This window comes from Pseudomonas sp. Irchel s3b6 (assembly GCF_900187415.1).
GTDB lineage: Bacteria > Pseudomonadota > Gammaproteobacteria > Pseudomonadales > Pseudomonadaceae > Aquipseudomonas.
In genome coordinates this window covers 298242-324187 of the sequence record NZ_FYDM01000005.1, presented here as the reverse complement: position 1 = coordinate 324187, position 25946 = coordinate 298242, and the positions used below count along the sequence as shown (strand labels likewise).

22 protein-coding genes are annotated in these 25946 nt (G+C 59.2%); 18 read left to right on the top strand and 4 right to left on the bottom strand.

Annotated features, from left to right (window positions below; genetic code table 11):
• Positions 1-152 precede the first annotated feature (152 nt).
• The 8 genes from CKW07_RS12085 (at position 153) to CKW07_RS12050 (ending at position 10770) form a co-directional block, all read left to right on the top strand.
• Positions 153-1748: an FAD-binding oxidoreductase gene (locus CKW07_RS12085; protein ID WP_095145103.1), complete on the top strand. Its 1596-nt coding sequence runs from the start codon at positions 153-155 to the stop codon at positions 1746-1748.
• Between the two features lie 5 nt (positions 1749-1753).
• The gene (locus CKW07_RS12080) at positions 1754-3349 is read left to right on the top strand and encodes a glycerol-3-phosphate dehydrogenase/oxidase (protein ID WP_095145102.1); all 1596 of its coding nucleotides are present in this window, start codon (positions 1754-1756) and stop codon (positions 3347-3349) included.
• Positions 3350-3370: 21 nt separating this feature from the next.
• On the top strand, positions 3371-4936 hold the full coding sequence (locus CKW07_RS12075) for an FGGY-family carbohydrate kinase (RefSeq protein ID WP_095145101.1): 1566 nt from the start codon (positions 3371-3373) through the stop codon (positions 4934-4936).
• 170 nt (positions 4937-5106) lie between these two features.
• Positions 5107-6420 (top strand): phospholipase, encoded by a 1314-nt coding sequence (locus tag CKW07_RS12070; protein ID WP_095145100.1) that lies wholly within the window; start codon positions 5107-5109, stop codon positions 6418-6420.
• 64 nt (positions 6421-6484) lie between these two features.
• A complete protein-coding gene (locus CKW07_RS12065) occupies positions 6485-8455 on the top strand; it encodes a DUF1302 domain-containing protein (RefSeq protein WP_095145099.1) in 1971 nt (656 codons plus the stop codon).
• Between the two features lie 59 nt (positions 8456-8514).
• Positions 8515-9888: a DUF1329 domain-containing protein gene (locus tag CKW07_RS12060; protein WP_095145098.1), complete on the top strand. Its 1374-nt coding sequence runs from the start codon at positions 8515-8517 to the stop codon at positions 9886-9888.
• Between the two features lie 220 nt (positions 9889-10108).
• Positions 10109-10354 (top strand): plasmid stabilization protein, encoded by a 246-nt coding sequence (locus tag CKW07_RS12055; protein ID WP_095145097.1) that lies wholly within the window; start codon positions 10109-10111, stop codon positions 10352-10354.
• Positions 10351-10770, top strand: a complete 420-nt coding sequence (locus CKW07_RS12050; protein ID WP_095145096.1) for a type II toxin-antitoxin system VapC family toxin — start codon at positions 10351-10353, stop codon at positions 10768-10770. Before CKW07_RS12055 ends, CKW07_RS12050 begins: the two co-directional genes overlap by 4 nt.
• A gap of 136 nt (positions 10771-10906) precedes the next feature.
• Here the strand turns inward: CKW07_RS12050 and CKW07_RS12045 are convergent, their stop codons facing one another.
• Positions 10907-12826, bottom strand: a complete 1920-nt coding sequence (locus CKW07_RS12045) for a methyl-accepting chemotaxis protein (protein WP_095145095.1) — start codon at positions 12824-12826, stop codon at positions 10907-10909.
• 317 nt (positions 12827-13143) lie between these two features.
• On the opposite strand from CKW07_RS12045, the gene CKW07_RS12040 reads away from it, so the two are divergent.
• A complete protein-coding gene (locus CKW07_RS12040) occupies positions 13144-13818 on the top strand; it encodes a histidine phosphatase family protein (RefSeq protein WP_095145094.1) in 675 nt (224 codons plus the stop codon).
• Between the two features lie 27 nt (positions 13819-13845).
• Positions 13846-14679, top strand: a complete 834-nt coding sequence (locus CKW07_RS12035; RefSeq protein ID WP_176465308.1) for a phosphatase PAP2 family protein — start codon at positions 13846-13848, stop codon at positions 14677-14679.
• 22 nt (positions 14680-14701) lie between these two features.
• On the opposite strand, the gene CKW07_RS12030 is transcribed toward CKW07_RS12035, so the two are convergent.
• Positions 14702-16156: a glycosyltransferase family 39 protein gene (locus CKW07_RS12030; RefSeq protein WP_095145093.1), complete on the bottom strand. Its 1455-nt coding sequence runs from the start codon at positions 16154-16156 to the stop codon at positions 14702-14704.
• A 382-nt stretch (positions 16157-16538) separates the two neighbouring features.
• Here CKW07_RS12030 and CKW07_RS12025 point away from each other — a divergent pair, with 382 nt between their 5' ends.
• The gene (locus CKW07_RS12025) at positions 16539-16976 is read left to right on the top strand and encodes a YciI family protein (protein ID WP_095145092.1); all 438 of its coding nucleotides are present in this window, start codon (positions 16539-16541) and stop codon (positions 16974-16976) included.
• Between the two features lie 165 nt (positions 16977-17141).
• On the opposite strand, the gene CKW07_RS12020 is transcribed toward CKW07_RS12025, so the two are convergent.
• Entirely contained in the window at positions 17142-17357 is a 216-nt protein-coding gene (locus CKW07_RS12020; protein ID WP_095145091.1) for a hypothetical protein, read from the bottom strand.
• A gap of 318 nt (positions 17358-17675) precedes the next feature.
• Complete coding sequence (locus CKW07_RS12015; RefSeq protein WP_095145090.1) at positions 17676-18632, bottom strand: threonine dehydratase; 957 nt, start codon at positions 18630-18632, stop codon at positions 17676-17678.
• Between the two features lie 96 nt (positions 18633-18728).
• Here CKW07_RS12015 and CKW07_RS12010 point away from each other — a divergent pair, with 96 nt between their 5' ends.
• The 7 genes from CKW07_RS12010 to CKW07_RS11975 all read left to right on the top strand — a co-directional run bounded on the left by CKW07_RS12010 (position 18729) and on the right by CKW07_RS11975 (position 25667).
• Complete coding sequence (locus tag CKW07_RS12010; protein ID WP_095145089.1) at positions 18729-19535, top strand: AraC family transcriptional regulator; 807 nt, start codon at positions 18729-18731, stop codon at positions 19533-19535.
• Positions 19536-20392: 857 nt separating this feature from the next.
• On the top strand, positions 20393-20671 hold the full coding sequence (locus tag CKW07_RS12000) for a hypothetical protein (protein WP_141234448.1): 279 nt from the start codon (positions 20393-20395) through the stop codon (positions 20669-20671).
• Positions 20668-22113: a His-Xaa-Ser system radical SAM maturase HxsB gene (gene hxsB, locus CKW07_RS11995; RefSeq protein ID WP_095145087.1), complete on the top strand. Its 1446-nt coding sequence runs from the start codon at positions 20668-20670 to the stop codon at positions 22111-22113. The genes CKW07_RS12000 and hxsB overlap by 4 nt, the downstream gene beginning before the upstream one ends.
• On the top strand, positions 22106-23287 hold the full coding sequence (gene hxsC / locus CKW07_RS11990) for a His-Xaa-Ser system radical SAM maturase HxsC (protein WP_095145086.1): 1182 nt from the start codon (positions 22106-22108) through the stop codon (positions 23285-23287). Before hxsB ends, hxsC begins: the two co-directional genes overlap by 8 nt.
• The gene (hxsA, locus tag CKW07_RS11985) at positions 23280-23909 is read left to right on the top strand and encodes a His-Xaa-Ser repeat protein HxsA (protein ID WP_095145085.1); all 630 of its coding nucleotides are present in this window, start codon (positions 23280-23282) and stop codon (positions 23907-23909) included. Before hxsC ends, hxsA begins: the two co-directional genes overlap by 8 nt.
• Complete coding sequence (locus CKW07_RS11980) at positions 23906-24301, top strand: TIGR03982 family His-Xaa-Ser system protein (protein ID WP_095145084.1); 396 nt, start codon at positions 23906-23908, stop codon at positions 24299-24301. Before hxsA ends, CKW07_RS11980 begins: the two co-directional genes overlap by 4 nt.
• Positions 24276-25667 (top strand): His-Xaa-Ser system-associated MauG-like protein, encoded by a 1392-nt coding sequence (locus CKW07_RS11975; RefSeq protein WP_242461483.1) that lies wholly within the window; start codon positions 24276-24278, stop codon positions 25665-25667. The genes CKW07_RS11980 and CKW07_RS11975 overlap by 26 nt, the downstream gene beginning before the upstream one ends.
• Positions 25668-25946 lie beyond the last annotated feature (279 nt).

The window sequence follows — 25946 nt, the reverse complement described above, 5'->3', positions numbered from 1 at the left end:
AAACCACCGCTAAAGTAAATGGTTGGAGCCGGCTGCGCGGGTTGACTCAATTGGCTACTCGAACTGGCCCGATGCGACCGTGACAGGTCCGGGCGGCTGGCTAGTATAGGCGCCTGAAATGTCACCTATAAGAACCGGAAAAGGACACACGCATGCGACGCTGGAACGGCTGGGGGGATGCAACCACGGTGGTCGAGTTGCCGGCCCAGGGGGCGGGGTTTCTCGCGGCACGGGTCGGCACCGGCCAGGCGCTGCCCGATGCCACGCTTGAGGCGGCCTTGGCCAGGGTGCCGGCTTCGCGGCTCAACGAACACCCGCTCTACAGTGTCGGTGCCCACGACCGCTTGCTGCATGCTCGCGGCCAGAGCCTGTCGGATTGGCTGGCCCTGCGTGAAGGCGCGCCAGGCATTTATCCCGATGCGGTGGCGTTCCCGCAGAGTGCCGAACAGATCCGCCAGTTGCTGGCGCTGGCCCAGGAACAGGACCTGTGCCTGATCCCTTATGGCGGCGGCACGTCAGTGGCCGGGCACATCAACCCGCCGCTGTCCACACGGCCGGTGGTGACCGTGTCCTTGGCGCGCATGAGTCGCTTGCTCGATCTCGATGAGCAGAGCCTGCTGGCCACCTTCGGCCCCGGTGCCACCGGGCCGCAAGTGGAGAGCCAACTGCGCGCACGGGGCTACACCCTGGGGCATTTTCCGCAGTCATGGGAGCTGTCGACCCTGGGCGGCTGGGTGGCCAGTCGTTCCAGTGGCCAGCAGTCCTTGCGCTACGGGCGTATCGAGCAGTTGTTCGCCGGCGGAACCCTGGAAACCTTCGCCGGGCCGCTGGAAATCGCGACGTTCCCGGCCTCGGCGGCCGGTCCGGATTTGCGCGAAGTGGTGTTGGGCTGCGAAGGCCGTTTCGGGATCATTTCCCAGGTCAAGGTGCGGGTCAGCCCGCTGCCGGCCGATGAACGCTTCTACGGTGTGTTCCTGCCCGACTGGAACCGCGCCCTGCAAGCCATCCGCCAGTTGGCCCAGGCCCGCGTGCCGCTGTCGATGCTGCGCCTGTCCAACGCCGTGGAAACCGAAACCCAGCTGGCCCTGGCGGGCCATCCGCAGCAGATTGCCTGGCTGGAGAAGTACCTGTCCCTGCGCGGTGCCGGCGCGGGCAAATGCCTGCTGACCTTTGGCGTGACCGGTAACCGGCGGCAAAATGCCCTGTCCCTGAGCCAGGCCAGGCAACACCTGAAGGCCTTTGGCGGGGTGTTCACCGGTACCCTGCTGGGCAAGAAATGGGCGCAGAACCGCTTCCGCTTTCCCTATCTGCGCGAGAACCTGTGGAACGCCGGCTACGTGGTGGACACCCTGGAGACCGCGACCGACTGGAGCAATGTCGACAACCTGCTCAACCGCATCGAAAACAGCCTGCGCGATGGCCTGGCCGCCGAAGGTGAGCGGGTCCATGTGTTCACCCACCTGTCCCATGTCTACGGTGAAGGCTCGAGCATCTACACCACCTACGTGTTCCGTCCGGCGGCCGACTACCCGGCCACGCTGGCGCGCTGGCAGGCGCTCAAGCAGGCGGCCAGCCAGACCATCGTCGACAACCACGGCACCATCAGTCACCAGCATGGCGTGGGCAAGGATCACGCGCCGTACCTACTGCGGGAAAAAGGCGCGCTGGCCATGGATACCCTTCAGGCCCTGGGCCGGCATTTCGATCCTGCCGGGCGCCTGAACCCTGGCACCCTGCTGCAGGAGTGACGGCCATGAGCCTGGACTGGAATGCGGCGTGGCGACGGCAGGTGTTGCCGACGCTGGCGGACGAAACCTGGGACCTGATCGTCATCGGCGGCGGTATCAGCGGCGCCGGGATCCTGCGTGAAGCGGCGCGTCGCGGCTGGCGTTGCCTGCTGCTGGAGCAGCGCGACTTTGCCTGGGGCACGTCCAGTCGTTCTTCGAAAATGGTCCATGGCGGCTTGCGCTATATCGCCAAGGGCCAGTGGCGCCTGACCCGCGACTCGGTCCACGAGCGCCAGCGCCTGCTCGAAGAAGCCCCGGGGCTGGTGGAGCCCATGAGTTTTCTGATGCCCCATTACCGTGGCGGCTTTCCCGGCCCCCGGGTGATGGGTGGGCTGTTGACGGTCTATGACGCTTTGGCCGGGCGGCGTGGCCATCACTTTTATGACGCACAACAAATGCGTTATCTGGCACCGGGCGTCGCGCAAGACGATCTGCTGGGCGGGACCTGTTTTGTCGATGCACTGACCGATGACGCCCGCCTGGTGATGCGCGTGCTGACCGAGGCCCGGGCCGATGGCGCGTTGGCGCTCAACGGCGTGCGGGTACAGCAGTTGTTGCGCGAAGATGGGCGGGTTTGCGGGGTGCAGGTCGAGGATTGTGAAGGAGGGGCGTCGCTGCAGTTGCGTTGTCGCACGCTGGCGGTGGCCACCGGCGCCTGGGCCGAGCGTTTAAGACCGGCGAGCGCTGGCCGGCAGCTGCGGCCGTTGCGTGGCAGTCATCTGCTGTTGCCGGGCTGGCGTCTGCCGGTGGCACAGGCGTTCACTTTCTTGCACCCGCGCGATCGCCGGCCGGTGTTTGTGTTCCCCTGGGAAGGTGCCACCGTGGTCGGCACCACCGACCTGGATCATCGCGAGGACCTGGATCAGAGCGCGAGCATCAGCGGCGAGGAACTCGAGTATCTGCTGGAGGCGTGCACCCGGCAGTTCCCGGGGGCCGAGGTGGTTGCCGCCGATGTGCTCTCGACCTGGTCGGGCGTGCGCCCGGTGGTGGGCAGCGCCAGTGGCGAGCAGCAGGGCAAGCCCTCGGATGAAGCCCGTGAGCATGTGCTGTGGCAGGAGCCCGGCTGCGTGACCCTGGCAGGCGGCAAACTGACTACCTTTCGTCCCCAGGCCATTGAGGTGTTGAAGGCCTGCGCGGCCATGCTCGGACGTCCTGTCAGCGATGACGGCGCGCCGGTGTTTGCCGCCGTGCCGGGACTGCCGATCCCAGGCCTGAGTGGCCGTCAGTGGCGACGCCTGGCCGGACGTCATGGCCGCGATCTGCCACGGTTGGCGCAGCTGTTGGAACAGTTGGGCGGCGACACCGTGGGCGGCAGTGACACCTTGTGGGCGGAACTGGCCTTTGCCTGCGAGGCGGAGATGGTCCTGCACCTGGATGACTTGCTGCTGCGCCGCACCCGAGTCGGGTTGTTGCTGGCCAGGGGCGCGGCGGACGAGCTGCCGGCGATTCGTCGTCTGTGCCAGCCCCGGCTGGGCTGGGATGACGAGCGCTGGCAAGAGGAAGAACTGCGTTACCGGGCGTTGTGGCAACGCCATCATGGTTTGCCGGATGCCACGCACTGAATGCCCATTGAAGAGAGCTCCATGGATAACCAGAACAAGCGCTACCTGTTGGCAATCGACAATGGCACCCAAAGCGTACGCGCCTTGCTGTTCGACCTGCAGGGCAATCTGCTGGGCAAAGGCAAGGTCGAGTTGCAGGCCTATTACTCGACCCAGCCCGGCTGGGCCGAGCAGGACCCGGACTATTACTGGGCCAAACTGGGGGAGGCCTGCCAGCAACTGTGGCAGCAGACTGGTATCGATCGCCAGCAGATTGGCGGTGTGTCCCTGACCACCCAGCGCGGCACCCTGATCAACGTCGATGCCCAGGGCAAGGCCCTGCGTCCGGCGATTCTGTGGCTCGACCAGCGCCAGACCGAGGTCGAAGGCGGGATCAAGGGGCCCTGGGGCTGGCTGTTCAAACTGGTCGGCGCGCAAGCCACCGTGGACTATTTTCGCGCCCAGGCCGAGGCCAATTGGGTCGCTCGCCACCAACCCGATGTGTGGGCGGCCACCGACAAATTCCTGTTGCTCTCGGGGTTTCTCACCCACCGTCTGTGCGGGCGTTTTGTCGACTCGGTGGGCTGCTGCGTGGGCTACCTGCCGTTCGACTTCAAGCGGCTGCGCTGGGCCGCGCCCTCCGACTGGAAATGGCAGGCGCTGGCGGTGCGCCCCGAGCAACTGCCTAGCCTGCACAAACCCGGTGAAACCCTGGGCCACATCAGCGCCGAGGCCAGTCGGCATACCGGCATTCCCGAGGGCCTGCCACTGATCGCCGCCGGTGCCGACAAGGCCTGCGAAGTGCTGGGCGCCGGTGTGCTCGACGAGAAAACGGTGTGCCTGTCGTATGGCACCACCGCGACGATCACCACCACCCGTTCGCGCTACCGGGAAATCATCCCGCTGATCCCGCCTTACCCGGCGGCGATGCCGGATCACTACCACTGCGAGGTGATGATTTATCGCGGCTACTGGATGGTCAGCTGGTTCAAGAACGAATTTGGCCTGCGGGAAATGCAGCAGGCCAAGGAACAGGGCGTGGAGCCGGAGCAACTGTTCGACGCGTTGGTCAATGCGGTGCCGCCGGGCTCCATGGGCCTGATGCTGCAGCCGTACTGGTCGCCGGGTATCCGCGAGCCGGGTGTGGAAGCCAAGGGGGCGATGATCGGCTTTGGTGATGTGCATACCCGGGCGCACATCTATCGGGCGATCCTCGAAGGGCTGGCCTATGCCTTGCGCCAGGGCAAGGAGCGCATCGAGAAGCGCACGAACGTCACCATCGAGCGCTTGCGGGTGGCTGGCGGGGGCTCCCAGAGCGATGCGGCGATGCAGCTGACCGCGGACATATTCGGCCTGCCGGCGGAGCGCCCCCACGTCTACGAAGCCTCCGGCCTGGGGGCGGCGATTGCCTGTGCGGTGGGGCTTGGGTTGTATCCGGACTTCCCCTCGGCCATTGCCGGCATGACCCGAGTCGGCGAGGTGTTCATGCCCAGGCCCGAGGCGCAGCAGATCTATCAGCGGCTGTACAACGAGGTGTACCTGCGCATGTACCGCCAGCTCAAGCCCTTGTACCAAAGCATCCGGCAGATCACCGGCTACCCGGCCTGAAGGCCGATTCACGAGCGTGGGCGAGTCGGCTGGCTCGCTCTGGCCTGGCGCTTTTTGCCTGTTTGCCGTGGCGCTATCGGAGAGTTTTTTTGGCGAGATTGGACAGTGCCATGGCTTGGGTCGGTTGTTAGGCTCAGCCCCTGTGCTCATCCAATAAGATCAAAAAACCCATGAAGCTGACGTTTCTCCTGCTGCTGCTCGGCGCGGCTGCCCCCACGGCTTGGGGCTGGTCCAACCATACGGTGGGCAGCTACCTGGCGTTGCAGGAACTGGCCGCCTTGCGCGACGCACCGCCGGTCGTGGTCGAGCCCCTGGAGCAGTTTCTCGCCCAGCAGTACGCGGGCGTGAGCGAATTGTTGGAGGCGCAGGAGCGCTTCGCCCGTCAGCACTTTTCCGAATACCCGCCGCGCCCGGACAACCTCAAGCTGCCACCCGTGCCCGGGGACAATCTGCGACAGGCGTTTCTCGGCGCCTTGCGGGTCAATCCGCAGATCCATCTGGCCATGGTGATCCAGCCGATGCCGGGGCAAATCCCGGTGGCAGGTGAGCAACTCACGGCCGAGCAGGTGATGGTCGAGCAAACCCGTTCGCCCTGGAACCAGCAGCGATTCATCCGCCTGACGGCCGGGGAAAAGGTATCGCCCGTGGCGGTGCTCGCCAGCGCCGCCGACGAGCCGGACTACGGTCACGACATCAACCTGTTCAGTGACAATCCAGGTGACGTGGCTGCGCTGTACGGCTTCGGCCCGCAGCCTTTTGGCGATCCGCGTTTCCAGTACAGCTCCCAGGCGCCGTTCCACATGGGCTTTTTCCATGAGAGCCCGGTGGTGTACGCCGCAGCCGGCTTTCTGCAGCGTAACTGGCCGGACTGGCGGGCCTATCAATACCTGAGTTTGTCGCGCCTGGCCTTCGCCACGGGGCATGCCTACTGGGGCTATCGCTTTCTTGGCTGGGGCCTGCACTACGTTCAGGACCTGACCCAGCCGTATCACGCCAAACCGCTGCCGGGTGTCGAGCTCGACAGCATGCTGTTGATGGAGGCCAAGGCCTTGGCCGGCTATGACAGCGACAAGCACGAGGCCATCGAACGGGTCGCTACCCGGCACACCGAGGTGGAGAAGTATCAGTTCGCCTGGCTCCAGCGCCTGCTGCGTGCGGGCCAGACGCACCCGATGCTCAACGCATACGTCGACATTCGCGAAGACGCCACTTACCCACCGTATTCGGTGGACTACCTGCGTGAGGTCGTCTCGGCCCAGTCCGTCGCCCAGGCCGCTGAGTTTGATGCCGCGATCGGGCAATGGCTGAGCACAACCCCGGCCCCCCTGAGCTTCAGCGCCGGCAACCAGTTGCAGCCCGAAGCGTTCGACCACCCGGCACTCAATCAGCAACTGTTCCAACTGCTGGGGCATTTCGGGGCTCATAGCCGGATCTATGTCGGTGCTGGCCTGGCCCCGGCCCAGAGCGATACCGCTGCACCTTGAGCCGTTGGGCGAGGGTGCACGGATACAAAAACAACAAGATCAGCAGGGAAGGGAGGAACACACAATGAGCATTCGATCACGCCTGTCCAGCGCGAAGGTGCCGGGCACGTTGTCGGCGGGGATAGGGTTGGCAGGGCTGCTGCAAGTGTGCGCCGTCGACGGGGTGCAGGCCATGGAGTTCAGCCTGCTGGACAAAGAGGTGACCGGTTCGTTCGACAGTACCTTGTCCTATGGCCGCCTGTGGCGGGTCCAGGGCCGGGACAAGAGCAACGATGACGTCAACACCAACGACGGTAATCGCAACTTCGATACCGGGCTGGTTTCCGAGGTGTACAAGATCACCTCGGAGCTGGAAGCCAACTATCAGAACTACGGGATGTTCATGCGCGGCACCGCGTTCTATGACACCCAGCTGATGGACAAGCGCAACGATTACTACCGCAACAACAGCCCCTCGCAGCCGAGCCAGAGCTACCCCAACGACGACCACTTCACCGATCAGACCCGTGACATCGCCGGCAGCCGGGTAGAGATGCTCGACGCCTATATCTACGGCAATTGGGACGTGGCCGCGATGCCGGTGACGGCACGCCTGGGGCGCCAGGTGTTCAACTGGGGCGAGGGCATTTTCTATCGCGGCGGGGTCAACACCACCAACCCGGTGGATGCGGCCAAGTACCGGTTGCCGGGGGCCGAGGTCAAGGAAGTGCTGATGCCGGTAGAGGCAGTCAGCTTCAACATCGGCCTGAGCGACAACCTGACGATGGAAAGTTTCTACCAGACGAACTGGAAGGAAACCCGCATCGACCCGGTCGGCACTTTCTACTCCCAGACCGATCTGTTCGCCGACGGCGGCAACACCGCGTACAACAACTTCACCGGCACCGCGCTGGATACGCCGGTGCCCGGTTTCGGTAACGTGATCGATCTGTACAGCGCGCTGGGCAACAACCCGGTATTGAGCCAGGTCCTGGGGACTACCGGCCTGTACGCCAACGGTGTGACGCCGGCGTTCGGTAATACCCTCAAGGTGGCCTCCGTGGGCAAGGACTACAACGCCCGCAACGATGGTCAGTTCGGCTTCGCCTTTCGCTACATCGCCGAGGAGCTCAACAGCACCGAGTTCGGCGTGTACCTGGTCAACTACCATGCCAAGGAGCCGACCATCTCCGCTGACCTGGGCGGTTACCAGGGCATCGACATGGATGCCCTGACCAACCTGTTGGCCGGGGTGGCCGGCAGCCAGGCCGGGGAGCTGGCCAACGGCCTGGCCACCGTGGATGTGCTGGGCAACATTCAGGCGCATCGGCGCTACGCCGAAGACATTCGCATGTACGGCTTCAGCTTCAACACCACCCTGGGCCAGGCATCGGTCTTTGGCGAAGTGGCCTATCGGCCCAACCTGCCCATCGGCGTCGCGGCCACCAACGACCTGATCGGCGACCTGGCCAATGGCGCCGCTGCGGCGGCGGCCGGCCAGACCATCAACATCGGCGGACAGATGGTCCAGCTCGACAGCCAGATCAACAACGGTGAGCGGGTGGAATCGTTCAACACCTCCCTGGGCAGCATCTACAACTTTGGCCCGAACCTGTCCTTCGACTCCCTGTTCGGCGTGTTCGAACTGGCCTCCGAACATTTGCGCGGCAGCAACCTGCAGTACACCGCCTATGACGGCAGCAACCGCTACTACGCCGGCACCGGCAACTATTCCTATGTGTCCGGTGGGGATCGTGGTGACCAGGTCAACCGTAACTCCTACAGCTACACCGCGATGTTCAACGGCACCTGGAACGACGTGTATGCCGGGGTCAACGTCTCGCCCTATGTCGTCTATAAGGATGACTTCAAGGGCAACAGCTATCAGGCGGGCAACACCATCGAGGGTCGCAAGGCCTACACCCTGGGGGTCAAGGCCAACTACCAGAACAAGCTGGAGGCCGAACTGCAGTACACCGAGTTCTACGGCGGTGGCCAGAACAACGGTATTCGCGACCGTGACAACGTCGGCTTCAACCTCAAGTACTTCCTGTGAGTGTTCAGGCCCCTTGGCTTGCGGGCGATGCCGCCCTGCCTTTATTTCGGAGAATGTCCATGCTTCACACACCGCGACTGATCAAGACCACGTTGGCCCTGGTCCTGAGCCTGGCGGCTGGCAGCGCGCTGGCTGCCCTGTCCCCCCAGGACGCCCAACAACTCAAGTCCAAGCTGACGCCGCTGGGCGCCGAGCGTGCCGGTAATGCGGCCGGCACTATTCCGGCCTGGGACGGCGGCATCACCCAGGCGCCCAAGGGCTATACCCCGGGCCAGCATCACCTGGACCCGTTCCCGGGCGACAAGCCGTTGTTCACCATCACCAAGGCGAATCTCGAGCAGTACAAGGCCCACCTCAGCGCGGGCCAGATCGCGCTGTTCAACAGTTACCCCGACACCTTCCAGATGCCGGTGTACACCAGCCGTCGCTCGGGTTCCGCGCCGCAGTGGCTGTATGACAACACCTTCAAGAACGCCACCAGCGCCAAGCTGCTCGACGGCGGCAACGGCTTTGCCGATGCCTATGGTGGTGTGCCGTTCCCCGTGCCCAAGGACGGTGTCGAGGCGCTGTGGAACCACATCACCCGTTATCGCGGGATCTACGTGGTACGCCGCGCGTCCGAAGCGCCGGTACAACGTAACGGCAGCTTCGCCCTGGTGACCTCGCAGCAGGAGGGGATGTTCACCTACTACCGCCCGGGCGGGCAGTACACGGACCTGAAGAACATCCTGTTCTACTACCTGGCCTTCGTGAAGAGCCCGGCCCGTCTGGCGGGCGGCGCGGCGTTGGTGCACGAGACCCTGGACCAGCTCAAGGACCCGCGTCAGGCCTGGGTCTACGACGCCGGCCAGCGCCGCGTGCGCCGTGCGCCGAACCTGGCGTATGACACCCCGATCGCGTCCTCGGACGGCCTGCGCACAGCGGACGATACCGACCTGTTCAACGGCTCGCCGGACCGTTACGACTGGAAGCTGATTGGCAAGAAAGAGGTCTACATTCCCTACAACAACTACAAGGTCGGCAGCCCCGAGGTGAAGTACGCGGACTTGCTCAAGCCGGGGCACCTCAACCCGCAGTACACCCGTTATGAATTGCACCGAGTCTGGGTGGTGGAAGGCACGCTCAAGCCGGGTTCGCGACACATTTACTCCAAGCGCGTGCTGTTTCTCGACGAAGACAGCTGGGGCGCCGCAGTGGTGGACCAGTATGACGGGCGAGGGGAGCTGTGGCGGGTGTCGATGGGCTACCTGAAGAACTTCTACGACCTGCCGACGACCTGGAGCGCGATGGACGTGTTCCACGATCTGCAGGCACGGCGTTACTACGTGCAGAACCTGGATAACGAAGAGAGCCAAACCGTGGACTTCGCCCAGCCGGTGCCGGAGGACGCGTATTTCATGCCGTCGGCCTTGCGTCAGCGCGGGACGCGGTAAACGCCGGGCCTGACTCAATACCTGTAGGCGCTGGCTTGCCAGCGATGGACGTCAACGATAACGCGTGTTTTCAGAAAGAACGCGTAACACTTGAGTTCATCGCGAGCACGCTCGCTCCTACAGGTATGTCGGACTCGCCGCCGTTCGGCGGCGCCGCATGTTCTCGAGGAGCAAGTCGTGTTAGCTTCAATCAATGATTTCATTGATTGCAGGAGGCATCATGGCCAGCATCACGATTCGAAACCTTGACGACCAGATCAAGGAACAATTGCGGATTGCCGCCGCCCACAATGGGCATTCGATGGAGGAGGAGGCTCGCCTGATTCTGGGAAGAGCGCTGGCCGCTGTTGATCGGGCAGGCGGGCTTGGAAGCAGGATTCGCGGCAGGTTCAGCGCCAGTGGCGGGGTTGAGCTCGATTTGCCCTCGCGCCAGGAGAAAGCGACAGCCGTGGATTTCTCCGAATGATTGTGCTCGATACCAACGTTCTTTCAGAGTTCATGCGGGCCGAGCCTGATGTACAGGTGTTGGCCTGGGTCGACGCGCAACCGGCGATGGATCTGGCAATCAGCGCTATTACCGTGGCAGAAATTCTCCATGGCATTGCCCGGCTCCCATTCGGTAAGCGCAAACAGAAACTTGAAGCTCATGCGATGGCAATGTTCGAAGAAGACTTTGCCGGAAGAATATTGGCTTTTGATGCCCATGCAGCCGTCGAGTACGCGACGCTGGTGGCGGGCCGCGAAGCAAACGGTCGGGCCGCGTCAATGGCGGATGCACAGATAGCCGCCATTTGCCGAACCCACGGTGCTCTGATTGCGACTCGCAATGTTCGCGACTTTGAGTTTCCCGGGGTTGAAGTGATCAATCCGTGGGAGATTTGAGCGGCTGACTGATCATCTGTGCGATCCACAGATGTCGGTCATGCCCTGGAGGAACCAGGGCATGACCGTTAACGATCCACTCGGGAATCAACACAGAGAACGGGGTCGGCTCGCCTGAGGACTCGTTGTGCCTGGATCAGACGCGGAAGTGACTGACCATCATCTGCAACTGATTGCCCAGGCGCGCCAGTTCAACGCTGGACGCCGCGGTTTCATCGCTGGCGGCGGCGGTCTGTTCGGAGACGTCGCGCACGTTGATGATGCTGCGGCTGATCTCTTCGGCCACCGCACTTTGCTGCTCGGCTGCGGCGGCGATCTGCTGGTTCATCGACTGAATGTTCGACACCGTGCGGGTGATGTTCTCCAGTGACGCGCCGGCCTTGCGGGTCAGCGCGACGCTGCTGTCGGTCAGACTGCGGCTGTTGTTCATCACGGTCGCCACTTGCTGGGTCCCGTTCTGCAGCGCGGCAACCAGGCCTTCGATCTCCTCTGTGGACTTCTGCGTGCGCTGGGCCAGGCCACGGACTTCGTCAGCCACCACGGCAAAGCCACGACCGGCTTCACCGGCGCGCGCCGCTTCAATGGCGGCGTTGAGCGCCAGCAGGTTGGTCTGCTCGGCCACCGCCTTGATCACGTCCATGACGCTGCCGATCTTGTCGCTTTCCTGTTGCAGCACGGTCATGGCTTCGGTGGAACGCACCACCTCGCTGGCCAGGCGTTCGATCTGGGTGATCGCTTCGTTGACCACCTTGTCGCCGTCACGGGCTTCACTGTCTGCCGCGGCGGCCGCTTGCGAGGCTTGCTCGGCGTTGCGCGCGACTTCCTGCACGGTGGCGGTCATTTCGTGCATCGCGGTGGCCACCTGATCGGTTTCCACTTTCTGGCTGTTGACCCCGGCGCTGGTTTCTTCGGTGACGGCGGACAGTTCTTCAGCGGCGCTGGCGATCTGGGTCACGCCATCGCGAATGCCGCTGATCAGGTCGCGCAGGGTCACCCCCATGCGGGCGATGCCTTGTTGCAGCACACCGAGTTCGTCGCGACGAGTCACGCGCACGTCCTGGGTCAGGTCGCCGCTGGCGATGCGCTCGACCACCGCCAGGGTTTCGCGTAGCGGACGGGTGATCTGCCGGGTGATGACCACGGCCGCCAGCACACCCACCAGCAACGCCAGCAGGGTGCTGATCAATTGCAGGGTACGTGCGCGGGCGCTTTCGGTGTCGCGGCGATCCAGCTGGATCTGATACAGCGCGTCGCTGCGGCTGACGATGTCGCTGCCCTGGACGGTCATTTCCTGACGGGCCTGGACGGCCTCACTGTTGGCAGCCTTATAGGCCTGTAACGCACTGCGGTAGTTGGTCAGTACGCGTTCGAGCTGGCGCAAGGCGTCTGGCTGAGTGTCGGCGAAGTGGCTGTTCAGTGCCTTGAGGCTGGCAATGGCCGCGTCCAGTTGTACCGCGGCCTTTTGCTCGGTGGCCGGGTTGCTGTCGGCGGTGTAGCCCCGTACTTCGTAACGGGCGAGCAAGAACTGCTCCTTGGCCTCGGTGATGACCTGGAACTGTTCGAAGCGCTCATCGCTCAGTGGCATCTGCCGCACGCGGGTATTGATGTCGTTGATCAGGGTGTTGGCGCTTTCGGCGTTCTCAGCCATGGCCTGACGCGCCGCGTTGGCGGTGCGGTAGGCGTTGCGCATCTTGTTCAGGGATTGCTGGTAGGCGTCGATGACGGCGCTTTGTTCCCTGAGCAGCTTGAGGTTTTCCGGGCTCTTGAAGCTCGACAGCAGGGACTGCTGCTGGGCCTTGAAGCCATCGAGGGAGGTTTGCACGGTCTGCGCCACGGTCTCGTCGCCGTTGGCCAGCATGTATTGCAAACGGGTAATGCGCAGTTTGGTCAGGCTCGCGTTGAGCTGGGTGATGTCGCTCATCCAGTTGCTGCGGTCGATCAGCCCGCCCAGGCTGGTCCAGCCGGTCAGGGCAAGGATGCAGGTAAGGGCCAGCACCAGGCCGAAACCCAGGCCCAGCTTCAGGTTGACGCTGATATTGGCAAACCAGCTATTCATCGAAAATTCCTCCAGGAACGTTGCGCTTCTTGATCGTCAGTTGGCTGGAAGATTATTTTTTTTGGGAGCCAGCAAGGGGTATAGAAGTCCTGTATCGGCAGTCAGCGAGATAGCTGAACCTGTTTTCGTTACGAGAAATTGCAGATGAGCAGATTGCCAACAGTCAGCGGGCACTGATGAAAAATCTCAGTGCTCAGGTTTTTTTTACATTCATTTCACCTGCCTCCGACTTGCCCATCGCTATTGTCCTGCCATCGTCGGCATCAGGCCGACACATGCATTCATCTGGCAGGCAATGCCACAGGGGCGGTTGGGTCGTGAGGTCAAGAATCGAGTCGGTGGGTGCCAGTCTCCCGGATGGGCTGAGGGAGATCAGGCGCTACAAAAACACCGTCATCGCGCTGTTGCTGGGGCTGTGTGTGCTGCTGTCGGCGGTTTACCTGCTGCGGCCGGCACCGGTTACGGACCTGGCGCAGGGCAATACCTCGGACCTGACACGGCTGAAGGCTGACTGGGCGGCTGGCGAGATGATTGTGTTGGTGCGGCATGTTGAACGTTGTGATCATTCCAGGGCCACTTGCCTGAACGCCCCGGATGGCATCACCGACCGTGGGCGGGGTGTGGCGGTGGGGTTGGGGGCACAATTCGAGCGCTTGGGGCTGTCCCGCACGGACCTCTACAACAGCCCCGTGACCCGTGCGGTACAGACGTCCAGCTACATGTTCAACTCGGTCACGAGCGGCCAGGACTGGCTGTTCAACTGCAAGGGCACCCTGCTACGGGATGCACTGGCCCACAAGGTGGCGGGACGTAACCTGGTGCTGGTCACCCACAGTGAGTGCATGGCGGAGCTGGAAAAAGAGCTGAACGTGCCGGGCGCAAGCTTCGGTTATGGGACGGCGCTGTTTTTATCCACCGCCAAGGGCAACGCCAAGGCGCACCTCCTGGGGTTCCTCGACGCCACTGACTGGCGCTCGATGTTCTCGCAGTAATCGATAAACGTGCAGACGAGACGAACGATGCAGACTTTTGTGCGTCACCGATTCTATTGGGTGAGCCTTGGTATCCCGCTGCTCTGCGCCGCGGCGGTATTTGTGATGTTCGACATGACCCACATCGACATTGCCTTCAGCAATCTGTTCTTTGATCCGCTGACCCAGACGTTCCCGATCGACCACATTCGACTCTTTGAAAAAATCACCCACAAGTGGACGCGCGTGATTCCGGACTGGACTGCCGAAGTCGCCTTGATCGGGGCGTTGCTGTCGTTTGTCTGGCCGCGCTTCAACACACAGAAACACCCGCGCCTGGGCGGCTTTCTGGAGCGGACCAAGGTAGCGTCGGTGCTGCGGTTTACCACTGACCATCGTCGGGATTTCTGGTTCGTGGTGCTGGCATTCGCCCTATGCACAGGCGTGATTCACTTCCTCAAGGCGCACACCAGCGTGTACTGCCCGATTGAAACCACGCTCTACGGTGGAAAAATCGCCCACATGGAGTGGTTCAACAACTTCCAGCTGTTCAAGGAGGCGGGCGACGGCCGTTGCTGGCCGGGGGGGCATGCCTCCGGTGGTTTCACCCTGCTCGCGCTGTATTTCGTGGCGCGTCGTTACCAGTGGCGCTATTCCCAGGCCATCTTGTGGGGGGCGCTGTTGCTGGGCTTTATCTTTGGCACCACGCGGGTATTGCAGGGCTGGCACTACATGTCCCACACCTTCTGGGCGGGGATCGTTGTCTGGCTCACTTGTTTGCTGACGGCATTGGCATTTTACGGTCGCGTGCGGCTGGATGTGCCGGTGCGGCAGAAGGTGACAGCCCGGGTCGGTGGTACCGAGGTGCAGGTGTCGGGCTGAGTTCGGCGGCATTTTTTTCATTTTACTGCGCCACGAAGTAGTACACCTGCCGGCTCACCCTCATGGTCTTCAGCACCCTCAAGGGCGGGCCGGGCTCACGCTCGCTGGCGATCAGTGCCACATGAGTGGGGGACGCCGCGAGGAAGGTGGACAGTTGCTCCTCGGTCTGCAAATTCTTGAGCAAGCCCTGGGTGTAGAACACGCTCGCCCCGGCTGTCCGTTCGTTGGCCTGGTACAGCGCCACGTCCTGCCCCATGGCTTGCATCGCCTGGATCTGCTCGATCAACGGCAGGAACGACAGTGTGCGGTCGGCACGCGGGGCGGCCCATTGGGCGGCAGACAGATACGCCATGACGATCAGGCTGATCAGGCCGATTGCCCATGCACGGCGATGACGCGCCAGCTTCCCGAGCAGGCCTGACGCCTCCGTGTGTTGGCGCAGGCGCTCATACAGCACGGCGGCATATTCCGCCGCGATGACCGCTGCTGCCGGTGTCAGTGACATCAGGTACACGGTGCGTTTGCTGGAGGCCAGGGTCAGCATCACGAACTGGGCCAGCAACCACAGGGTAAAGAACAACAGGTAGCGGTTGTTCGCCAGGTGTTTGCGAAAGTGCCACAGCCCCAGGTAGACCAGGATGTTCCATGGCAGGAACGCTTCCGGCAGTTTGGCCAGGTAGTAATGGAACGGCTCATAGTGCCCGGCCTCGACGAACGAGCCATTGAAGCGACCGAGGCTGTTGGTCAGCAACACTTCGGCCAAGGCCTGTGAGCCGCCGCGCTGATACAGCAGGACAAGCCAGATCAGCAAGGGGATCAAACCGAGCACGGTCACCAGCGCCGGTCGTGTCCAGCTTGTCAGCGTGAAGCGCTTGTCGATCAGGCTCTCGGTCAGCAGGTAGGCGAAGATCACCACGCCCGGCATTGCCAGGCCGAGCACGCCCTTGCTCAACGTGGCAATGGCAATGCCGAGGGCAAACAGCAGCCAGCTACCCGTGGCGGGTTGCTGTCCCGTCTGTTGCTTATGCGCCTGGTAGAACGCCAGCAACGCCAGGGTGACACCGAGACTCAGCAGGGCATCTTCACCGACCCCGCGTACGTTACCCCAGTAGCTGGCCATGGTTGCCAGCATGATCCCCGCGACCAGGGCAAGGTTCGTCGGCCGTCCCCACCGGCGCAGCATGGCGTACAGCAGCATCACGCTGAACAGCCCGGCAAAGGCCGATGCCAACCGAACCGCCCAGGGCGTGCCCCCAAACGCACGAATCGCCCCGGCGTCCAGCCACAGGCTCAGGGGCGGCTTTTCCAGAAAGGGTTGCCCCAGCAGGCGCGGCGTTACCCAGTCGTTATCCAGGTGCATCTGCATGGCGATACCGGCCACCCGGGCTTCGGTGGAACCTTGCAATTGGTGATTGCCGAGGGCGAAGAAGAACAGCAGTGCTGCGAGCAGGAACAAGAGCGGCGCGGGGCGTGACATGGGCATCAGGCTACCGAAAGGGGGCGGGCGGGGGAGGTGGGCTGCGAAAAAGTATATGAGGGCAATTCTGAACAATTGATGAACTGCTGGCATATAGGGGCCTGGGGCAAGTGATCGACCGCAAAGTCGGCTTCCGAGCGCATGCAACTGCCCCGATCCAGCCGTCAGGCAGTTCCAGGGGCCGGACCAGGTCCAGCAGGTGCCAACACATTAGGTCATTCAAGATGAGGGTGTGGTGTCTTGAGGGGGCATGACTCAAGTGAAAGGACCGGTGTCAGGAAAAAGCCGGCACTGATACGTCAGTTTTCTCATGGCGACTGTCGATTTCAAACCCCGTCATTCGACCAAGAGGTAAGTCCCTCAACCCAATGGAGAAACCACCATGCGATTCATGATCATTGTGAAGGCCAGCCAGGATTCCGAAGCCGGCAAGATGCCGAGCCAGGAGCTGTTGACTGCGATGGGTAATTACAACGAAGAACTGGTCAAGGCCGGCATCCTGCTCGCCGGTGAGGGCCTGCACCCCAGCAGCAAAGGGGCCCGAGTGCGCTTCTCGGGTGCCCAGCGCCTGGTCACCGATGGCCCGTTCGCCGAAACCAAGGAACTGATCGCTGGCTACTGGTTGTGGCAGGTGAAATCGAAAGAGGAAGCCATCGAGTGGGTCAAGCGCTGCCCCAATCCGATGCCCGGCACCGAGGCCGAAATCGAGATTCGCCAGGTGTTCGAAGCCGAGGATTTCGGCGCCGAGTTCACCCCCGAACTGCGCGAGCAGGAAGAGCGCGTGTGGGCACAGGCGCAGGATCAGGCGAAGAAGTGTTGAGTCACTGGCACCGATGTAGGCGTGAGCGTGCTTGCGATGAACCCAAGAGCGATGCGTTGATGCAAAAATGCGCGTCATTGTTAACGTTCATCGCGAGCATGGGGCTCTTTTTTTGGGGGCTTGGGGGGTGAACAGCGGTAAAGCTGTATCGGGACTGGAAACGCCTTACTTCTTGGCGCCCAGGCCAAACTGCAGGCCGCCCCAATTCCACTCTTTCGATTGCTTCACATAACAGCCCGGCTGGTTGGCGGGTTCGGCGTCACAGGCAATCCTGCCGACGGTGCTGGTGTCCTGGCCTTCGCCGGTACTGCGCGCGTTGTAGTTGGCGCAGCCAGTCGTGAGCGTGAGGATAAAGGCGAGGGTCAGTGCTTTGATTTTCATAAAGGCATCCATGCGGTTAGATCGCCAGCATCGAGCGCTGGAGACTGGACTGTCATCCATTGATGTTTGTCAGGTCGACTTATCAGACCAGTCGTTGCGTCAGCGAATCGAATGTAGCATCGAATGCGGGTACCGCCAGCAGCAAATGCGGCAGGTAATAAGGGGCTTGTATCGGGATGATGTCCGGGAGAGCCCCCCCTTCCAACGGATCGCAGCGCGCACGCGACAGGGCGAGGGGGAGGCGCACGACACGGAGCTTCTGAGCCGCAAAGCCGGATCACTGCGTGGAGCAACCGGTCGTCAAAATGCGACAGGGGTTCACGTTATCACCCTCGCATACACCGGCCGGTCGATATTCCCGCCGGACAAAATGACCCCGACCCTTTTCCCCTCCATCGCTTCACGTTCTTGCATCAGCGCTGCAAGTGCCGCAGCTCCCGCACCCTCGACCAGGTTGTGGGTGTCGGTGTAATACACGCGCATGGCCTCGGCAATCTCTTCTTCGCTGACCGATACGATCCGTGCCGCGCCTGCGGCATAGCATGCAAAGGCTTCGGGGACCGGTTTACGCACTGCCAGTCCGTCGGCAAAGGTATTTGCCGAAGCGGTTTCCCGTAGTTCGCCAGCGTCGAACGATAACTTCGCGGCCTCAGCTTCGGTGGACACTACGCCGATCACCTGGGTCTTCAGGCCCAGCGCGTCGCGGGCCGCGATTACCCCGCAAATCCCCGACCCGCAGCCGATGGGGACGTAGACACTGTCCAGGTTCGGCGCCGCATTGAACAGTTCCAGCGCATAAGTGGCGACACCCTTGACCAATTCACGATGGTAGGGCGGTACCAGATAGAGGCCTTGTGTCTCGGCCAGGCGCGCGGCCTCTTCACGGGCCTCGTCGAAATCCCGGCCAAACTCGACGACCTCGCCGCCAAAGCCGCGCATGGCGTTGTTCTTTTCTACGGAATTGCCCACCGGCACCACAATCAACGCCCTCAGGCCCTGCGCCCGGGCAGCCAGGGCTAGGCTCTGACCATGATTACCGCGGGTTGCAGTAACGATGCCCACCGTGGTTGGGTGTGTGCGCTTGAGCCAGTGCATGAACGTAATGCCGCCGCGCACCTTGAAGGCGCCTGTAGGTGTATGGTTTTCGTGTTTGACCCAAACGGTGCAGCCCAGCCGTTCGGTCAGCAAGGGCCACGCGTATTGGGCGGTGGCTGGCATTACTTGATACACCTGGCGGGCAGCGTCTTCGATGTCGTCGCGGGTCACGTTGTGCATGGGCATTCTCCCTGAGGTTTTGCCCAGTCTAGGCAGCGACACGGGCCGCTGGCTTTCAGAAAACTGACCTGATCTTTGTGGTTGCCCTTCAGTAGTATGGTGTTCATGAACCGCCGAAGCTGCTTACCTTCATCGCTCCTGCACGAACCGGTCCGCCGAGCCGAAGCAGGGCCGTGGGCGATCGAATTGCTGCCCAGCGCCGCCTACGAAAGCCGATACGTAGCGACCCAGGCGGCCATTGGCTTTGCCTTCGACAGCCAGCGAGGCATCCACGCCATTGGCAGCGATCGGGTGCGCCCATTCAATGCCACTCCCAACGGCCTGGCGTTCGTACCCGCCGGGTGTGACGTGTTTTCCGAGTCGCCCGAGGGCGGTGAATATCTACGGGTCATCCGAACCGATGGCAGGCCCTTGATGGGGGACCGTGCATTCAACAACCTCATCGATCGGCAGGCGATCATCCTTGCGCAGCGAATGCGCGGAGCGCTGTTGCGGGCCTCGGTGGAAGACGACTGGGAGGCTTGGGCACTGGCATTGGCTGAGCGGGCGAAGGGAGGCGAAGCGATGCCGACGCTGCCCCGGGGCTCCATGACCGCCAAACGCCTGCGCCTGCTTGATGAGTTCGTTGACGCCGGGCTCGACGGGCCGCTGAGTGTGCAGGCGATGGCGGGGTTGCTGGGATTGTCCGAGGGATACTTCATGCGCGCGTTCAAGGCCGCAACGGGCAAGAGCCCGCACAGTTACCTGATCGACAGACGCCTGTTCCGGGCCCGGCTCATGTTGCGCGGCTCGATGGACCGCTTGGCGGACATCGCCCAAGCCTGCGGCTTCGCCTCCCAGGCGCATATGACCACGGCCTTCAGGCAGCGATTGGGGGTGAGTCCAGGAGAGCTGCGGGGGTGATGGACGCCGACAGTCGGTTTACAACTCAATTTTTTGAGAGGTACACGGCGGGATACACGGGCAGTGTTTATAGGCGTAGATAAGGAGATGCGGCCAGAAACAAGAAAGCCCGCACAGGGCGGGCTTCTTGGGGTGTTTCGTAGACTGTCTGAGACAGGTCTAGACTACTGTTTGGTGGGCCGGGGTAATTTGAAACGGTAATTTATCCTATTGATTATTATCGTTAATATTAGTTTTGTATTTTGATTGGAATACCAATTGGAATACCTCACGAAATAGCATTCCATTGACCCTCGCTTGTATTCGATCTGAAAACCTTGCTTCGCATCCATGATAAGCAGTGATCTTCTTACAGCGGTCGGGACAACAGGTAGCAATCGATCCGAGTCGGAAGGTGGCGACAGGCAGAAACCGGCCGATTCTGTTGAAAAAGTCGGCCATGGTTTGCGCATCAGAAAAGTACGCGTCCGAGATTGAAATCTTTACTTTTGGCAGGGGCTTCCGGATTCGGACTTCACGTAGCCGCGTGCAAAAAAGGCGTTTTCACCAGTCAATGATCAGGCAGTTTGGGCAGACCGACTTTTCCAACAGAATCGGCCAAAAGCTGTCAGTCAGAGGTGCAAGATTTGGGTTCTAGCCCACCTATTTTTTGACAGGCAAGCCACCGTTAGCTGCGCGGGTTTGTGTCAGCCAAAAAAACTTGGACGGAGCGACATCATATTGCTATCTTTCGTCAAGATTTAAGTTCAGAGTAAAAACGTAATGTTGGAATTGGTCTCATCGGCAGAACACGTCAGCATGCAATTAGCTCTTTGGAATGGAGCCAATGTATAAAGCAAATCAATGGAATGTTGCCCGTGACGAATATCAATCTCATCTATCCTGAGTCATCTCCGGCCAAGCTTTGGGTAGATATCAACCGCCCTTTATCGCTTGCTCTTCAAGCTGAATTGATTCATAGAGGGTACGAGTTGCGGCAGGTGGACGCGGGCCTTCAGGCGCTTTGTTCAGAAAAATCGAACATTCCTACGTTCAATGAGCTTTTGACGCAACTGTTGGATGACGAAGTTACTCGTAGGAAAATTCCACTAAATACATTAGTGCGGCTGGATATGTTTATGGAGGCCTCTGAATGAACGCTAACTTCGTTGTGGGAAGCCTGCTGCCATTCGGTTTTCATCGGCTCGACGATCAGTCCGTTGTAGCCGTTAGTGCTGCAGGTGACCATGCCTTTTTGACGCAACAGGAATTGTCGGCTCTAGTCCAAGCACCTGAAAAATTAGAGTTCAAAAAGCGCGCGGAACTACAATCTAAGTATTTTTTGACCGGAAAAAGTTCTTTCGGAACTCTAGAGCTATTACGATCACGAATAGCGGCCCGGAAAGAAACTGTATTGGCAGGTCAGTCTTTGCACATAATTGTGCCTACCCTTCAATGCGAACATTCTTGTCAATACTGCCAAGTCAGCAGACGTCTTGAAGATGTGGGTCATTCAATGACCCCAATTCAGATTGATGCTGCTTGCGCGACTATTTTTCAAAGTCAGGCCAATGCTCTGACAATTGAGTTTCAAGGTGGCGACCCGCTGCTCCGTTTCGATCTTATTCAACGAGCAATTGATCTTATTCAAAAGATGAATCTGGAACACAAGCGCCGTATTCGTTTCGTGGTTGCATCAACGTTGCACCAATTAACCTCTGGAATGTGTGAGTACTTTAGAAATAATCAGGTCTACCTCTCAACGAGCCTTGACGGCCCGGCGACGTTGCACAATAAAAACCGCCCATTACCATCGCGTGATTCGCATGCCCGGACTTTGGCAGGAATCGAACTGGCACGGCGTATCATGGGGCCACACGCGGTTGCAGCATTGATGACCACAACTAAAGCCTCTCTTGCGTACCCTGAGGCCATTGTGGATGAGTATGTAAAAAATGGATTCACCGAAATTTTCATACGACCGTTAAGCTTGTATGGATTTGCCAAACGCAACATCAAGCATTTGGGATACACCCTTCCAGAGTTCACAAACTTCTATCAGAAAGCTTTGCATCGTGTCTTAGAATGGAACGCCAGAGGTACTGAGTTGCGTGAAGGTACCGCCGCACTAATTTTTAACAAACTTTTATCACCCTTCGATGCGGGTTACGTCGATTTGCAAAGCCCGACAGGGTCTGGCCTTGCTGTTCTGGTCTACAACTACGATGGTTATGTCTATCCAAGCGACGAGGCACGGATGCTCGCCGAAACGGGAGATTGTTCTTTGCGTTTAGGTTCTATTGGTGAGTCCCTTGCACAGTTAATGACTTCTCCTGTCATGAGGCAGCTGATAGAAACAAGTATTTCTACTCAAGCAGTGGGCTGTGAAATTTGCGCGTTCAATAGTTTTTGCGGGCCTGATCCAGTGGGGGCGCAAGCTGAGTTTGGTGACATGAGGACTGTTGCTTTGCTTACTGAACACTGCAAACGATATAAATGGCTCTTCGAATACTTTTTTCGTAAGTTACGAACTGCCGACGACGATTTTCTCGATATTGCCTATCGCTGGGCTCACCCCGCTGGATATTCTGATGCGTAAGGTCCGTGTACGAACGCATGGCGTTGGATATCGAACAGTAGCTAGAGTCATTTCGCTCGAGAATTTGAGCGCGCAGTGGCGACCCGAATTGAGATTTTTAGTGAGGGCCGCAGATGCGGAGGGGATCACCAAAGTTGCGCAACTGCGTAGTGCTGGGCTAACCAACCTAATTTTACTGACACCTAATCTCCATGCCGCAGGCCAATGGCAGGCAGAGACTGTGGTTGAAACCGGCGGCATTCTGATGGACGAAGACGTAGTAGCCGTCGCCGACCACATGAATCACGCGCATGTCCTATTTCGGTATACAGACCAGCACCACACTGTTTTCCTCACCAATCGGTGCAATAGCTATTGCCTAATGTGCTCGCAGCCCCCGACAAAACATGACGATAGCTGGTTGGTGAACGAGGCGGTAGAAGTCGCCAATCATATAGCTAGCTCTCCGCATACATTGGGATTTTCCGGAGGAGAGCCTTTGTTGCTGGGTGAGCATCTGCGTCTAGTGCTTGATACCTTTGCTCATCAACATCCTAGCACTCGGTACGACGTGTTGAGCAACGGCAGGCTGTTAGCTGATCCGATCTATGCTGAGCACATGTTAAAGGGGTTGAGTGAGCGCGTGACATGGATGGTGCCGCTCTATGGGCATGCTGACTTTCTACATGACTTTGTCGTGCAGAGTCCGGGGGCATTTGAGGAGACACTGGCTGGTCTATTGAATCTTCGTCGATTTGGGCAAGCCGTTCAGTTGAGAATCGTGCTGATTCGCCCTGTTTTGGAAAACCTTGCAGCGCTTTGCGAATTCATTGGTCGTAATTTGCCTTTCGTCCGTGAGGTCGCATTAATGGCATGTGAACCCATTGGCTTTGCTTTGGCAAACCCTGAACTGACCGACATTGACCTTCGAGACTGGAGCACGGAGCTCAGTCACGGCTTCAGGACACTGAAGCGAGCGAAGGTACCTGCCATTTTGATGAATGCCCCACTCTGCGCTCTGCCACAAACTCTGTGGCCGTATGCACACAAAAGCATCTCCGATTGGAAACGTACGTTTGCTGAGGACTGTGCTACGTGCAGAGTGAAAACAGAGTGTGCAGGCCTTTTCTCATGGCATCACCCAGGTAAACATTCGATGAAAATCCAAAAAATTGAAGGGATTATCAATGTCTAAATTCATCACGTCGCTGTCAGCATTCATTGCCGGAACTTCTTTGGTGAACACGGATGTGCAAGCCCTGGAGCAGGGGCTGAAGAACCCTTTCGGCAGCAGACTCGATCCGGTCAGCTTGCGTCCGCTTAACATGCCCGGCGATAACCTATACGCAGCCCATCGATCCCACTCGTCACATTCCTCGCATTCATCTCACAGTTCAGGAAGCGGTTCCTACTCTGCTCCAAGCCGGACTTACACGGCTCCAAGTAAGACTTATTCCCCCCCTAGTCCTGCCTATTCAGCACCAAAAACACCTTACTCGAGCAACTTTGGAACGAGCGGTTCGAACAGTCTTGGTGGTTCCACCGGTAGCCGCAATCCTGTAGACGCAGGAAGGCCTTCGACAGTCAGCCCCATCAGCTCAGATTTCGATCCTAATAATAAAAAACTCATGGAGCTAATTCGGCGCGTACAGATGGGTTTGATTATCAAAGGTTATGAACCTGGCACCATAGACGGCGTGATGGGCGAGCAAACTCGTTTGGCACTGAAATTATTCCAGTCTCATAACAGCTTGCCTGCAGATGGCATGATGGGTACGCAAACACTGAACGCCTTAGGCGTGATTGTTCCCAAATGAATCATAAGGTCTATAGATATATTCGATTTTGGGCTCCCGTGATATCCGTGATCGGACTGGGCTTCATTGTCTTCCATGATTATGTTCGACCGCTTATTGCCGAATATAGTCACGGTGATGAGTACAAGCGACTCGCTTTAGAGTGCGACCTGGCAATGCATGAGGAAGCTGCGCTACGGGGATTGATCGGAAATGATCCACAGTCCGAACGTCTCAGGTTAAGTGCAGACGTTGGGATGATGGTCTGTCACGACTACGACATACTTCGTAAACAGCTATTAATTCAGGGTCTATCAGAAGACCAACTGGCGATGTTAGGCCTGGAGGTACTTGAAGTAGAACAAATCACGGTACAGCAGATGGTCGATGCTCATCGCATGGATAGATTTTAATATGAGGAAGTCGATTCTTACGTATTTTATTTTCCTCTCCTGGATTAGCCATCTGCAGGCGTCGCAACTTAACCATGAAGATCAACTTCTGAGGAAAGTGCTCACTGCCTATCGTGTTGAGCCCATGACTACCAGGCCGTTGTTCATGGGGCCGAAGGAAAAGTTAGGGCAGATGCTGTTTTTTGATCCCGTCATGGGGGGGCCAAACAACACGACTTGCGCGACTTGTCACGTCCGTAGCAAAGGCAGTGTTGACGGGTTGCCTATGGCTGTGGGTATCGGCTCAAGCGGAGTGGGAGAGCAAAGGCTTCAATCTCCAGAAGCTTTTGTCATACCCAGAAATGTGCTCCCGTTTTTTAATCGTGGAGAAAGCGATTTTACCGCTCTATTTTGGGATGGACGAGTACAGTTGGGTGAAAATGGGAATTTTGAATCGCCTATGGGTAATAAACTGCCAAAGGGATTCGAAAATCTACTTGCCGTCGCAGCAAGCTTTCCCCAAGTTGAACCTGATGAGATGCTGGGCCGATCTGTACGCCGCGGAGGTGAGAACCAAGCCACCTACCATGCGGATCTAGTCGATATGACAGTCGACCCTGACAACTTTCAAGAGCGGACATTGAATGTTTATAGTAATTTGGTTAAACGTTTGTTAGGCACTTCGGCCGCCTCGACCCCTATGCAATCAGAATATAGAAAACTCTTCCAATCAGCTTATCCGGCTACAAGCGAGTTTGATATTACTCATATTGGCAATGCCTTGGCAGCTTACATTTCCTTGGCGTTTCAGCTTAAGCCAGCAGCTTGGGATAGCTATGTAAGAGGAGAAATCTCCGCTTTATCCCAGCAGCAAAAAAAAGGAGCGATGATTTTCTTCGGGAAAGGGCGCTGTGCGGTTTGTCATACAGGTGAGGAGTTCTCGGATTTTAAATATCACGGACTTGCCGTGCCGCAACTCGACGTTGGCAAACACGGAGGTTATTTAGATTATGGAAGGGCAAAAGCGACGGGGTTGGCCATAGATCGCTTTCAATTTCGCACTCCACCGCTACGTAATGTTACGCGCACTGGGCCATGGGGGCACAACGGTGTATTCACATCCTTGGAAGAAGTCATTAGTCATCACTTCAACCCCATTCCATTAATGTTTGCCGCGCAGAAAGGCCGACCTCGCGAAGCGGAACTCGCGGGGCGGCTGCTGAGGTACCGCTCCCCCATCCTTGCCGAGATCTACCCGATGGCGCCAAACGACGTGGGGGCAGTCGTCGCGTTTCTAGAGGCACTGCAATCAGATCCTATTTTGTCAACTGATGAAGCTCTGCCTAAATCAGTCCCCTCAGGGATGAATCAGTTCATTGTTGAATGAATCGCACTGCGCAGAACCGAAAACGTCATCGTCCAGGGGACTTTCAGGAAGCGTTTGAGGCCGGTTTTCTGCTGCGTTTGCAGCAGACGCTGCTCAACCTTCGTGAAGCTGCTGTATCCCGATCAACAAGTTTCGATGCTTGAGACTTTGCTTTTCCCGCCAAACCCTCTGATCAAGCGATCTTTGATCGCGCCGATCGGAGGGTTCACTCGCTTTTTGTCGAAGGCACTTCGTTCCATCCTTCCATTTCAAATTTGATTAGCGTCACTCCTCTTTTAC